At 44.1% G+C, this 12,891-nt stretch carries 14 protein-coding genes and 2 pseudogenes; 3 read left to right on the forward strand and 13 right to left on the reverse strand.

Translation table 11 applies throughout. The features are described from left to right. Window positions 1-35 precede the first annotated feature (35 nt). The 3 genes and pseudogenes from SC79_RS07600 to SC79_RS07610 all read right to left on the reverse strand — a co-directional run bounded on the left by SC79_RS07600 (window position 36) and on the right by SC79_RS07610 (window position 3,622). Window positions 36-2,365 (reverse strand): annotated as a pseudogene (locus SC79_RS07600) (DNA internalization-related competence protein ComEC/Rec2). 3 nt (window positions 2,366-2,368) lie between these two features. Next, window positions 2,369-2,938, reverse strand: coding sequence for a ComE operon protein 2 (locus tag SC79_RS07605; RefSeq protein ID WP_010330726.1), 570 nt, complete (start codon window positions 2,936-2,938; stop codon window positions 2,369-2,371). A 66-nt stretch (window positions 2,939-3,004) separates the two neighbouring features. Then, on the reverse strand, window positions 3,005-3,622 hold the full coding sequence (locus tag SC79_RS07610) for a helix-hairpin-helix domain-containing protein (protein WP_039074560.1): 618 nt from the start codon (window positions 3,620-3,622) through the stop codon (window positions 3,005-3,007). Window positions 3,623-3,705: 83 nt separating this feature from the next. On the opposite strand from SC79_RS07610, the gene comER reads away from it, so the two are divergent. Then, on the forward strand, window positions 3,706-4,527 hold the full coding sequence (gene comER / locus SC79_RS07615; RefSeq protein WP_039074533.1) for a late competence protein ComER: 822 nt from the start codon (window positions 3,706-3,708) through the stop codon (window positions 4,525-4,527). A gap of 65 nt (window positions 4,528-4,592) precedes the next feature. Here comER and SC79_RS07620 read toward each other — a convergent pair whose 3' ends face one another. The 8 genes from SC79_RS07620 to SC79_RS07655 are packed head-to-tail and all read right to left on the reverse strand — an operon-like array spanning window position 4,593 to window position 9,605. Beyond that, on the reverse strand, window positions 4,593-5,336 hold the full coding sequence (locus SC79_RS07620; protein ID WP_039074534.1) for a class I SAM-dependent DNA methyltransferase: 744 nt from the start codon (window positions 5,334-5,336) through the stop codon (window positions 4,593-4,595). Further along, the gene (gene rsfS / locus SC79_RS07625; protein ID WP_039074535.1) at window positions 5,333-5,689 is read right to left on the reverse strand and encodes a ribosome silencing factor; all 357 of its coding nucleotides are present in this window, start codon (window positions 5,687-5,689) and stop codon (window positions 5,333-5,335) included. Before rsfS ends, SC79_RS07620 begins: the two co-directional genes overlap by 4 nt. Window positions 5,690-5,706: 17 nt before the next feature. Next, window positions 5,707-6,267: a bis(5'-nucleosyl)-tetraphosphatase (symmetrical) YqeK gene (yqeK, locus tag SC79_RS07630; RefSeq protein WP_039074536.1), complete on the reverse strand. Its 561-nt coding sequence runs from the start codon at window positions 6,265-6,267 to the stop codon at window positions 5,707-5,709. Continuing rightward, entirely contained in the window at window positions 6,257-6,826 is a 570-nt protein-coding gene (locus SC79_RS07635) for a nicotinate-nucleotide adenylyltransferase (RefSeq protein WP_039074537.1), read from the reverse strand. Before SC79_RS07635 ends, yqeK begins: the two co-directional genes overlap by 11 nt. Window positions 6,827-6,837: 11 nt before the next feature. Beyond that, window positions 6,838-7,128: a ribosome assembly RNA-binding protein YhbY gene (yhbY, locus tag SC79_RS07640; RefSeq protein ID WP_003226133.1), complete on the reverse strand. Its 291-nt coding sequence runs from the start codon at window positions 7,126-7,128 to the stop codon at window positions 6,838-6,840. After that, window positions 7,122-7,964 (reverse strand): shikimate dehydrogenase, encoded by an 843-nt coding sequence (gene aroE / locus SC79_RS07645; protein ID WP_039074538.1) that lies wholly within the window; start codon window positions 7,962-7,964, stop codon window positions 7,122-7,124. Before aroE ends, yhbY begins: the two co-directional genes overlap by 7 nt. 18 nt (window positions 7,965-7,982) lie before the next feature. Beyond that, on the reverse strand, window positions 7,983-9,083 hold the full coding sequence (gene yqeH / locus SC79_RS07650) for a ribosome biogenesis GTPase YqeH (RefSeq protein ID WP_039074539.1): 1,101 nt from the start codon (window positions 9,081-9,083) through the stop codon (window positions 7,983-7,985). A gap of 3 nt (window positions 9,084-9,086) precedes the next feature. Next, window positions 9,087-9,605 carry a YqeG family HAD IIIA-type phosphatase gene (locus tag SC79_RS07655; protein ID WP_039074561.1) on the reverse strand — a complete coding sequence of 173 codons (519 nt, stop codon included), beginning with the start codon at window positions 9,603-9,605 and terminating at the stop codon, window positions 9,087-9,089. Window positions 9,606-9,961: 356 nt separating this feature from the next. Here SC79_RS07655 and SC79_RS07660 point away from each other — a divergent pair, with 356 nt between their 5' ends. Further along, window positions 9,962-10,102 (forward strand): sporulation histidine kinase inhibitor Sda, encoded by a 141-nt coding sequence (locus SC79_RS07660; RefSeq protein WP_003226124.1) that lies wholly within the window; start codon window positions 9,962-9,964, stop codon window positions 10,100-10,102. Window positions 10,103-10,406: 304 nt separating this feature from the next. On the opposite strand, the gene SC79_RS07665 is transcribed toward SC79_RS07660, so the two are convergent. Together SC79_RS07665 and SC79_RS07670 are read right to left on the reverse strand one after the other, a co-directional pair. Continuing rightward, window positions 10,407-11,138, reverse strand: coding sequence for an SGNH/GDSL hydrolase family protein (locus SC79_RS07665; RefSeq protein WP_039074540.1), 732 nt, complete (start codon window positions 11,136-11,138; stop codon window positions 10,407-10,409). A gap of 257 nt (window positions 11,139-11,395) precedes the next feature. Continuing rightward, window positions 11,396-12,054 (reverse strand): annotated as a pseudogene (locus SC79_RS07670) (peptidoglycan recognition protein family protein). A 191-nt stretch (window positions 12,055-12,245) separates the two neighbouring features. Between SC79_RS07670 and SC79_RS07675 the strand changes: the two are divergent. Next, window positions 12,246-12,872 carry a TVP38/TMEM64 family protein gene (locus SC79_RS07675; RefSeq protein ID WP_039074541.1) on the forward strand — a complete coding sequence of 209 codons (627 nt, stop codon included), beginning with the start codon at window positions 12,246-12,248 and terminating at the stop codon, window positions 12,870-12,872. Window positions 12,873-12,891 lie beyond the last annotated feature (19 nt).

A 12,891-nucleotide genomic window follows, 5' to 3' on the forward strand; every position in this document is an offset into this window, starting at 1 on the left:
GACTGCCCGGGCTGCTGATTTCTCGGCAGTCTTTTTTAGTTCGTCTCTGTTATCCTGATGTATCATATGGAGGATAGACAGAAAAGGTTCCAACTCTGTTCTGATATCTGTATTGGATCGTTCCGCTTTGATCGGTGCGCAGCACGCGGATGGAATGTTTCTGTAATAGTTGCAGAACTTCTTGATGGGGGTGATGGTACCGATTGTTTTCTCCCGCTGAGATAAGGGCCGTTTCCGGCTGAAGCTGATTGATGAATTCTTCCCCGGTAGAGCCTTTGCTTCCATGATGCCCAACCTTTAACACGTCTGCTTTTAGATTCGGAAACACGCGCATAACCTCCTGCTCTCCTTCTTTCTCCAAATCACCTGTCAAGATCCAGCTCACACCGCCCGTTTTCATCCACAAAACGAGAGAAGAATTATTTTTGCTTGCCGGATCAGGTGCGTCCGGTGATAGTACATGAAACTGTAAATCTTTTATGTGCAATACATCGCCTCGCTTCACTTCTTCAATTGCCACTCCCTCTTCTCTGGCAGCCTGGAGCACTTTCTCGTCTTTAGGTTCAGAAACGAATCCTTTCGGAATCACGAGACGCTTGACTTTATGATGCTTCAGCAGAGTCTCCGCCTCCCCGATATGATCTTGGTCAGCATGCGTCAGTATCAAAGCGTCAAGCTGTTTGATTCCCTTAGCGGTTAAGAACGGAATCAGCACCTTTTCCCCGAGTGAAAACGGATGCTGTTTCTCCCGCCATGGCTCTGATAAATAAGACAACGTGCCGCCAGTATCAATTAAAACATGGCCTTGCTGATACGGGGCACCGACATACATGCTGTCACCCTGCCCGATATCAATCATATCGACCTCTCCTTCAGAACTAAAACGCGGATAAATAAAAAGAAGGCAGAGCACCGCGCAGCAAATGCCCCCATTAATCATCAGCTGTGATAAGGAGCGTTTTTCAATTGTCATAAGCAATGCGATGATTGCAGTCGTGAACAAAAAGAGCAAAACAGGGGCGGGACGTGCAATGATCATTGTAAATACATCAATATCTGCTATTCTTGTGATCAGCTTGTTGATCCAGCTCATCAGGAAATCAAACCCGCTGAAGAACAACCGGCCAGCGTAAGCGGAAAGACTTAATAAAAAAACACCTGCTATAGCCCCTGGCAAAACACAGAATGTATAAATGGGAACAAGCACCATGTTCATCAGCACGCTAATGATAGAAAACTGCTGAAAATGATACAGAAGAATGGGAAGTGAACCCAGCTGAGCAATCAGTGATACCATTGTCATCTGACCTAGGGAGGTTTTCATATGCTGAAAAATAGAAGAGGAAAGCACTAAAGAAAAACTGACGGCGAATGACAGCTGAAAACCGGCTTCAAAGAGATGGTAAGGATTGAAGAGCAAGAGGGTGATGTATGAAAGGCAGATTGCACTGGCAGCATGTACACGCCATTTAACAAGACTTCCAGCTAAGTAAATTCCCGACATCAGCGCGGCGCGAAGCACTGAAGGAGAAGCGCCAGTCAACATCACATAGAGCGGCAATAATACCAGCAACAGGATTGTTGCCTTTTCTCTGGTTATTCCAACACGGATCATGATATAAAACAAGCCGGCTGTCAAAATACCGACGTGCAGTCCTGAAATCGCCAAGAGATGGACAACACCAAGCTTTTGATACGCGTTAAGCACCCCGTCTTCCACGTAAAATCTGTCACCTACTATAAGAGCTTGTACGATTCCTGCCGAATCAGAAGGCAGCAGGCTGTTAGTGAATGACACGATGTCTTTTCTTAAACCGAGCAGATTATAACCGAAATTAGCAGGTTCGCTGCAATTTTGAATAGATGCAATAGAATAGTTCCAGTGGATATGCTGCCGGTAAAGATAGTCGTTATAATCAAATGCGCCCGGCACAGTTGCGTGTTTAGGTTCTTCTAGTGTGCCAGCCCATTCACATGCCATTCCCGGCTCTATATTTGACAACTGATCTTTTTCATCGGCAGACTGAATGCGATACGAAGCGGCCCATTTTTCGCCATCAGGCGTCTTAACTATCATGGACATACGGTCGCCGTCAATTTTAGGAATGCTGTCAATGACTGCCTTGACTTGATAGGTTCCCCGCTGATATAAAGAAACATTTTGGGAATCTGTGACGTTATACAATGCAAAAAACAATATAAAAGAGAAGAAAGAAACAAAAATGAGAAAAGCGTGTCTCGTTTTGATGAGAATGATAATGAGAAAGAGGAAGAAAAGAAATACAGCGGAGAAATAAGCGGCGGCAGTGATTCCAGCCGTTGCTGAAGCTGCCGCCAAAGGCAATATTAAGCGCGAGTTACGCATTCATCACACATAGCTCGTGAAAAGTGTATTGGCTTGTTCATGTATTTTCTTCAAATCTTCCTCTGCAAGACCGGCATCCGCCAGTTTCTCTAAAAGACCAGCTACAAATGAAAGCTTTTCCCTGTTTTTCAAATCAACGATCATTTCATCGAGTTCAACCTGTTCAACGGTGACACCCGCCTGTTCAAATAATTCCTGCGCGTACGGATTCGTTTTGTAATCCTCAGCAAAATAAACTGTTTTAATACCCGCTTGAATGATAGATTTACAGCATTGAATGCACGGATAATGCGTCACATAAATCTCCGCTCCATCTGTCGGCACCCCGAACTTAGAACATTGAAGAATCGCATTCATTTCAGCGTGAATCGTTCTTGCGCAATGATCATCTATCATAAGGCAGCCTTCGTCTGCGCAGTGCACGCCGCCCGCGATTGACCCATTATAGCCTCCGGCAATCATGCGTTTGTCTCTGACTATAGTTGCGCCGACAGACAATCTCGGGCAAGTGCTGCGCAACGCCAGTAAATGGCTTTGAGCCATAAAGTATTGATTCCATGAAATTCGTTCCACGTTGTTCCCTCCAAATGTTGTGTTGCCTAGCCTTTAGTTTACCTATCATGATGCATGACCGTCAAATCACTTTACTGTAATGGAAGACTTTATTTTATCAAACGACTTCTCACCGATTCCCGACACTTGCGTGATCTCTTCAATTGTCTGGAAACGTCCGTTTTCTTCACGGTATGCGATAATAGCTTCAGCTTTTGATGGTCCCACCCCTGGGATGCCTTGTAATTCCTCTAAGGTTGCTGTATTGATATTTACCAGTGCTTCTTTCCCTCCGCCGCTTCTCACATCGTCTCCAACCCCTTGCCGCCGCAATTCCTCCTCTCCCTTTTTCGGAATATACACCACTGTCCCGTCCTGCAGCAGCTCCGCCAAGTTAACTTGCATCTCATCTGCTTGTTCACTGGCCCCGCCCGCTTTCTCAATTGCCTGAGATACTCGGTCCCCTGTTTGCATCTCATAAACGCCGGGATGCTGGACAGCCCCTTTTATATCAATCACAACGGTATCGTCTGAATCGTCTTTTACGGCCTCCTGCTTTACCTCCGGATTTTCTGTCTCAGTTGATACCGCCTGCTTTACCGGCTCTTTATTTTCCCTGCTGGTCAAGAAGAAAATAACCGCTATGAAAGCAGCTGCAGAAGCCGCTAAAATGATTGCTTTTTTATGTTGGGTCCACCAATTCATCATGCATGTTCCCCGCTTTCGTCATAATTTATTTTCATCACACATATGGTTTAGAGGATAATAGCTCAAAGGAGGGGAAATCAGTGAAGATTGGTTTTATCGGCACAGGAAATATGGGGACGATCCTTATCGAATCATTTATTGAATCAAAAGCAGCCGATCCCTCAAACATCACAATCACAAACCGCACAATTGAAAAAGCGTTACACATAAAAAACCGCTACAGCAGCATAAACGTAACAGAAAGTCTAGAAAAGCTTTTTTCTGAAAACGAGATGATTTTTATTTGTGTGAAGCCGCTTGACATATATCCTTTACTAGCAAGGGCAGTGCCTTATGTCAGAAAGGACCATATTCTTATTTCAATTACAAGCCCCGTTCAAACTGAACAGCTCGAGCAATATGTGCCATGCCAAGTGGCGCGAGTGATCCCAAGTATTACGAACAGAGCGCTGGCCGGCGTTTCTCTCGTCACTTTCGGCACAAGCTGCGGAGAAGCTGCCAAAGCGAAAGTCAATGAACTGATGAAGCATATCTCCCATCCGCTGCAAATTGAAAGTGACATTACAAGGGTAGCATCAGATATCGTAAGCTGCGGCCCTGCTTTTATGAGCTATCTGATTCAGCGGTTTATAGATGCTGCCGTATCGGAAACATCGGTATCCAAACAGGACGCCATCCTGATGTGTAAGGAAATGCTTGTCGGAATGGGAAAACTGTTAGAAACGGAATTATATACCCTGCCCGCGTTGCAGGAAAAGGTTTGCGTTAAAGGCGGTGTGACTGGAGAAGGCATTAAAGCACTGGAAAGCGGTGTGCAGGATATGTTTCACCGGGTATTCCAAAATACTCATATGAAGTATGAGGAGGACATTTCCGCAGTGCAGAAGCAGTTCCATGTGTAGACGAGTGTCTCATACGTTTGTCTGTCCTGCAAAGGAATAAAAAAGCATTTTAAAAAACCATCGTCTTAGGAAACGATGGTTTTTGATTTCTGCGCCTTGAAGAATAGGCGTTCTGATTGTGCAGCTGGCTCTGCATCCGTAAAATCAGCTGTCACGCAGTGAACCTGAAAGCCGCAGTTCTCGAGCATTTCTTTGTATTCATCAACCGGGAATGTTCTTTGCTCGTGCGTCTCATCAAAGCGGTCATACGCTTCTCCGTTCCACACAAAAAACGACATATCGTGGATGACAGAAAGCTCTTCACTTCCGGAAAAGCTCTGCCAAATATAGCTGATATCTTCGTCCTGATCAGCAAATGTGCTATCCGGAAAGACTTCACCAACTTTATATGATGAATGAACATCGAACAGCAGCATGCCTTCAGGCTTCAACACCTGAAATACACTTTTGAAGGTTTCAACGACATCATTTTTCGTTTTTAAATAATTTAATGAGTCACAACATATCGCAACAGCGTCAAACTGCCCGTCAAAACCGGTCATCTCTCTCATATCCTGCTGAAGAAAAAGAATCGGCTGGTTACTGGAGACCTTTTGCTGGGCGTAAGCAAGCATTTCCTCACTGAGATCGATCCCCGTGACCTCGAAGCCCTTTTCGGCAAGCCGGATTGAGATTTCCCCTGTACCGCATGCCAAATCGAGGATACGGCCCTTTTCCGGGAGAGATGCTTCAATCCACTTTGTCCATTGATCGTAAGGGGCGTGCGACATTAACTCGTCATACACGCTTGCAAAGCCTTGATAAATCATTGGTTCATTCCAAGCTCAAGATCTGCGAGCGGAGCGTCTCCCCACAGTTTTTCCAGATTGTAATAACTTCTTTCATCCTTGTGGAAGACATGGACAATCACATCACCAAGGTCAACGAGCACCCATCTTGCTTCATCGAAGCCTTCCATCTTTTTGATTTGAATGTCGTTTTCTTCAGCCTGATCCTTGATTTCACGAGCAATCGCCTGCACCTGTTTATCTGAATTCCCATGGCAGATCAGAAAATAATCTGCAACCAAAGATATGCCTTCCATATCCAGTGCTAAAATATCTTCTGCGCGTTTATCATCGCAAGCTGCAGCTGCGATCTTTAGAATGGACTTTTGGTTCATTCACAAATTCCTCCTGTTCAGTTACCAGACACAAGCCAGTTATACGTTGAGAATGTGTCCGGAAAAACCGGTTGATTTTTTTTCATAAGAAACATCATTGTATTTTTAATGGATTGAATGAGCGCTTGATTCAAATCTGTCTCAGCAAGCTTACGCACCTCATCGACACCGGGAAATGTCCGGTTGGGCTCAATGTAATCGGCAACGTAAATCACTTTTTCCAAAAGTGTCATGCCGGGCCGACCAGAAGTATGATACCTGATGGCGTCAAGAATGTCTTCGTCTTGAATCCCCGCTTCTCTTTGGGCCAAATAAGCGCCGACCGGAGCGTGCCACAGCTCAGGATTATGATCTAATAAATGCGAAGGCATTTTTTCCCTTGCGATAATCTGTTTCATTTCTTCTTTCGGGCGGAATTTGGCATAGTCATGAAAGATAGCCGCTGTTTCCGCTTTTTTAATGTCGGCTCCAAATCGCTCCGCAAGCTCGATCGCCGTGTTCATCACGCCCAGCGTGTGGATATATCGGTGTTCGGTCAATTGCTGCTTGACGCAGGCAAGTGCCTCCTCACGATTCATATAAACCATTCTCCTCTACATACTTCTTCACTTTATCAGGGATTAAGTAGTCAGTGGGCTTCCTGCTTTTCAGCCGTTCCCTTATCATAGTTGATGATACCTCAAATTCCGGAACGTCTGCAAAGAGAAGCGGATAAGGGGTTTCAATATGAAAACCGGGGCGCTTTACTCCAATAAATTGAATGAGGTTCAGCAGTTCGTCCAGCTTATACCATTTCGGCAAATATTCAATCATATCAGCACCGATAATAAAGAATAGCTGATCATTCGGATATCGCTGCTTCAGTAAAGAAACCGTATCAAACGTATAGGAAGGCCCTTCTCTTTCCATTTCTGCCAGCTCCAGCTTAAAGGACGGATTGGACTGAATCGCAAGCTTCAGCATTTCCACACGATGAAAGCTGTCCGTATAGTTTTCGTCCTGCTTATGCGGCGGAATTTGATTGGGCATAAACCAAATTTCATCAAGCCCCGCCTGGTACAGCACCTCATTCGCCATTAAGAGGTGACCGTTATGCGGAGGGTCAAACGTGCCTCCGAAAATTCCGATTTTCTTCATTTCAACCACCTTTAAGGAAGCTCGATTTGTTTGTTTTCCTTTGATTCCTTATATAACACAATCGTATTGCCGATTGTTTGCACCAATTGAGAGCGGCTTCCTTTTACAAGCGCTTCCGCCACATCGTTTTTATCCTCTTCACAATTCTGAAGAACACTGACTTTAATCAGCTCTCTTGCTTCAAGCGCCTCGGCGATTTGTTTAATCATGTTGTCGTTTACCCCGCCTTTTCCCACTTGAAAAATCGGCGTTAAATGATGTGCTTTTGAACGTAAAAAACGTTTTTGTTTACCTGTTAACATTCTGTTCCTCCTAATTTTCCTATAACAATCGATCTCATTTTTTCAATATCAGGCTCTTTTCCAGTCCACAATTGGAAAGACAATGCTGCCTGTTCTACAAACATGCCCACTCCATCTAGCGTCTTCAGGCCTTTTTGGTTTGCTTCTTTTAAAAGAGCCGTCTGAATTGGATTATACACGATATCGCATACGACGGCACAGCTTGCTGCATGCCGCAATGAAAGCGGCGCATTGTCCACGTTCGGATACATGCCAACAGACGTTGTATGGATGATCACATCATACTGCTCAAGCCGCTCTTCTGCTTCTGTCATGCTTAACACGTCTTTATTGTGAAATGAGGGAGCGGATTCTGTAAGCTGCTTTGCTTTTTCTAGCGTCCGGTTGCAAATGTCAAACTTTTTCGGAATATCACGGGCGATTGTTGTAAAGATGGCTCTTGCCGCTCCGCCCGCGCCGATCATTAAGAATGACAGCTCAGAGATGGGCTTGTCCAATACCTTCATTAATGACTTGACAAAGCCTTCCCCATCGGTATTGTATCCGACAAGCTGGTCTCCCTCTCTTCTCACCGTGTTTACGGCACCAATCACTTTAGCACTCTCGTCAATATGATCCAAATAATTCATAATGGATACCTTATGCGGCACAGTAACATTGATGCCCTGTACGCCGAGTGCTCTTATTCCTTTTACCGCATCTTCAAGATCATTCTCTTCTACTTTGAAGGCATGATAATATCCGTCTAAACCGAGATCTTTCAACGATGCGTTATGAATATCAGGTGACATGGAATGGCCAATCGGATTTCCGATAACCCCGTACAGCTTTTTCATGCTCCTCTCCCCTTTTCATTAAATTAATGAGCGCCGAACAAACACGTGAACGCCTTTTGGCGCGTATGCAGTTACTTTTTTATCAGCGTCATGCACCGTTACCCAGCCTAACCCAGAGAACACGATATCTGTCTTATTGTCTTTTATCGTAAACGTATGGGCGATCAACTCCGGAAACTCATCCATTTCATCTTTTCCCGGAGGCGTGAGCAATTCCCCAGCATGCTTTTCATAAAGCGCGTCTGCATTTTCTAATTTTGTTCTATGAATCATCAGCTCATTTGGCATATAGCAAATAAAAGGAGCCCTTTCTCCGGACACATAATCGAACCTTGCAAGCCCGCCAAAATACAGTGTTTGCTGATCGTTTAGCTGGAATGTGCGAGGCTTTAGCTCCTTTTTAGGAGATAGTATTTTCAGGTCCTTTTTATTGACATAATGCGCCATTTGGTGATGATTGATAATTCCAGGTGTATCATAAAGCGCTGAGCCGTCGTCCAACGGGATTTCAATCGCATCAAGGGTTGTACCCGGGAATTGGGAAGTCGTAATCACATCTGCTTCACCTGATACTTCTTTAATAATCCGGTTAATAAAGGTTGACTTTCCTACATTGGTACACCCGACAACATAGACGTCTTTATCGTCGCGATAGTGCTCAATCGCATCAATGACTTCTCTGATCCCCTGGCCGCGTCCCGCACTGACCAAAAATACGTCAACCGGTTTTAAGCCAAACTCTTTCGCTTCACGCTTCATCCACTGGATCAGACGCTCTCTTTTCAATGACTTAGGCAAAATATCGGCTTTATTGCCGACCAATAAGATAGGGTTCCCCCCTACCAAGCGCTGCAGCCCATTGATCCAGCTGCCGTTAAAATCAAAAATATCAACAATTTTAACAACGAGAGAATCCGTTTCCCCTATCCCGTGAAGAATGTTTAAGAAATCATCATCCGTTAAGGAAACATCTTGTATTTCATTATAATTTTTCAGTCTGAAGCAGCGCTGGCAAATCACATGTTCTTTCGTAAGCGATGCCGGCGGCGCGTATCCCAGACCTGATTTGTCCTCGGTTTGGATTGTTACTCCGCAGCCGATACAAACAACCTTATCCATTTCTTACTCCTCCCACTGAATGTGCCCTTTTCGTTTGAGAGCACTCAGTATTCTGCGTTCGACCTGGCGGTTAAAGCGCGTAATGAACCCGTCAGAGGAAGCAACAGGCACGACCAAAATCGTATGGTAGCCGTTACGGTTTCCCCCGAGCACATCGGTCAAAAGCTGGTCTCCAATGACCACGCAGTCCGCTTTTTTCAGTTCCATATTGCGCACCGCTCTGTTAAAGGCTTTGCCCATCGGTTTTCTCGCTTTATAGATGAATGGAATTCCAAGCGGTTCAGAAAAAAGTTTTACTCTTCTTTCATTATTATTAGAGACAATCGTCACTTTAATGCCGTGCTCCTTCATTTCTTCAAACCACTCGATCAAACGCGGCGTCGCGTTCGGCCTGTCCCACTCAACAAGCGTATTATCCAGGTCAGTAATGATTCCTTTTACATTTCGTTCTTTTAATTTCTCAGGTGTAATATGAAAAATATTTTTTACAAACTCGTCAGGTAAAAAAAACTTTTTTAACAAAACCTGCACCCTTCCCTTTTCTCTTTAAATGATTGTCGAAAAAAATCGAACCTGTGCCGAAAGAAAAACTGAGCAAAAAAATTTCGACAAAAATTGGGTTTCTTCACCAGTTGTGGATAAAATTACACACACTATCCACTCTTATTACATCACTCTTTAGACAAATTATAAACACGATACTCACAAGTTATCCACTTTTTGGTGTGGATAACAGAACGATTGTTCTTATATGCATTTCATGGTAGATTAAAGGTAACTTCAGCCTCAGATATGCGCAACGTATCAATATATGCGTTACATTCATGAATGATTCCAACTTTTAAGGAGGTGACTCTCCCATTAATTGGGTTCCAAGCATGAGAAAACTGTCTGATGAATTACTAATAGAATCTTATTTCAAAGCCACTGAAATGAATTTAAACCGTGACTTTATCGAGTTAATTGAAAACGAAATAAAAAGAAGATCGCTCGGACATATTATTTCCGTATCTTCTTAATAGGAACTTGTCTATTTTTTCCGGGCGTATTTCCTTTTTTTACTCAGATGACTGATATTATATCACTTCGGTTGCGGGCTTTACTACTGTTTTCAGCAAAAAACACCCCTAAAAAGAGGTGTTTTCAAGGGACGGTAGCTATGCTAACCAATATATGCCGCCCACTACCAGAAGAACAACAACTAAAACTACGATAAAAGCATATCCATATGCCCTGCCTGCGCCATACATTGAAGCGCCTCCTTACATAAGGTTTATAACAGCCTATGTAGGAGAAATAAAACGGCTTAGGCCGTTGTCCGGCTCAGTACTTCAAAACCTGCCCATCTTGTATTCCTTCATATACAATCCTTGCTCCTTTAGGTGTCATATGATTGCCTGAAGGATCTATCAGACCCGATTGGATAAGCGCTTCATCTGTTGCTTTTCCGCCGTCTGCTTCTATAAAATGCTTCCAGTTGTCTACAAGAGGGACATCCAGGCGCTTCGACACATCTCTTGTTATATCATTGTATGAGTTGTGCCATTTTCTCGCCCCGCCTTTCGGTTCAAAAACAGCTGCTTTATATCTCGAATAGTAAAACAAATGGTGCTTTCCGTTCCCTTCAATAATTGGGATACATGTCATTAGGATTGGCTTGATCCCGTGTTCTCTGCTTTTTTCAATAAAATAAACAAGATTTTCTCTAAAACGCAGCTTCGATACTCTCGCTTTTCCCTCAGTCAGTATCGCGGCGTCATTTGTGCCGAACATAATGAACACATACTTCGGTTTTTGATCCAGCACATCTGCCTGAAACCGCAGACGGGCATCCTCTGTCGTCTGTCCGCCAATTCCCGCGTTGCGTATATCAAGCTTTCCGCGTTCAGCCGTTTTTAACATATTGACCCACTGCTGTGCTTTTGGATAATCGCGATAGTCCCAATTAGAGCCTCGCGTATTGCTGTCACCAAATGCTACAACGTCTTCGTATCCCTCCCCCTCGCATCCAGCTGTAACGAACAGCAGAAGGAAAAGGATAAAAAAATGCTTCATCTTTACACCCCCACAAACCTCACCACTATGTTATACCTCTGTTCCCCCTCGTTCAACGAAGAGTTTCTCGTTCTTCCTGTATTTTTCTTACTGTTAACGTGTCCCCCTCAGTGAAAATCATTCTATTTTCATTGAGGCACGTCCGATGATTCTTTTAAAAATTCCCTTCTTCTCACTCGAAAAAACACGAAATCACAGAAAAAAACATAACCTGAATCCGCCTTGGAAACAGGTTATCCCTTACCCCTGCATTCACTTTACCTTCGTTTAAGCTTGGCCTTTGTTTCGGAGCCATAGATGCCGTCCGCAGTTAATCCGTTCATCAGCTGAAAACGCTTGACGGCATTTGCGGTTTTCGGTCCGTAAACTCCGTCAATTCTGTTATTTTTGGCGCCTTTGTCAGGATAGATAGGTGAAGTAAGTTTTATCATCCCCGACGGCAGCGGATATGATGGAGATGTCTGTTGGGGCGTATCGGCGGAAGTAATTCCATCTAAGAACTCCCGCCATCCAAGAGTTTGCGCGGACATTCTTTCCCGGGCCATTTTTTGTAGGGAACGACATGGTTCAGCGGAATATTGATTTCTTTCATTCGTTTTCTGATCATTCACTAGGCATTTCAGTTGTTTGCTCAAAATCGCCTTCGCAAATTTCAATCCCGATTGATGTGCGGTTCCCTGTCCCACTTGTGCCTTCACCAGCATGTCAGCTGTTTTAACGGAAGATGCTGTTAAATGACTGAATCATCACCTGTAAATTGCCAGCCGACAGATGCGCTTTGTTTTTTCACATAATTGGCGTATTTTCGCATCTGCCCCGTTGGCTGTATTTTTTGTATTATGTAAGCAGGCGGCATCTCATAGTCAGGACAATTATCGTTCGATACCGGACTAAAATCCTTTTTTATCATGACCATTTCTATCCGTCGCTACTATTAAAGAATGCAAAAAACAGAGAGTGGGACAGCCTATTTTACAAGATAGAAAAGAATGGGTTCCCCACCTAGATTTCAATTCGGGTGGACCGCTGACATGACACCAGTTATACTAACTCTAGATGACGGAGATTTCAGCTCCTGACATCACCGTAGTTGGGAGTGACACATACATGTTAAAAAAGATACTGGGTATCATCGTCATTTCGACGATCATTGCAGTCGGTTTTTTTCAGAAAGAGGCTTGGCTTGATGCGATCAAAGCAGGAGGGATGTTTTCTGTTTTATTCAGTATGCTGCTGATTGCTGCCGATGTCTTTTTCCCTATTGTGCCGTTTGCTTTGGTAGCCGCTTTAAATGGAGCTGTATTCGGAATGGCAAATGGAATCTGGATTACACTGAGCGGCTCCATGCTTGGTACAATCATGCTGTTTTTTCTCGCCAGGTACAGCTTGAGAGATTGGGCCAGAAAAAAAGTTCAGGCCTATCCTGCCATCCAAAGCTACGAGGCTTCTTTCAACAAGAATGCTTTTGCCGCTGTTTTATTAGGAAGGCTCATCCCGGTTATTCCTTCCCTTGTCATGAACGTGATATGCGGGCTGAGTCAGGTTCGCTGGCATGTTTTTTTCTTTGCGTCTCTCATAGGAAAAATCCCGAATATTGTCGTTGTTACCATTGCAGGTGCCAATTTCGCGAGCAATAAATTGCTGTCTTTCAGCATTTACGGAGCCTACATTCTCATCATCATGCTGATTATTTATAAAAAGTTTCCTCACCTGCTGAACGTGCAAAAAAAATAAGGAGGCGTGTGCGCCCCCT

The sequence above is a fragment of the Bacillus sp. MSP13 genome, from assembly GCF_000815295.1.
Taxonomy (GTDB): Bacteria; Bacillota; Bacilli; order Bacillales; family Bacillaceae; genus Bacillus; species Bacillus vallismortis.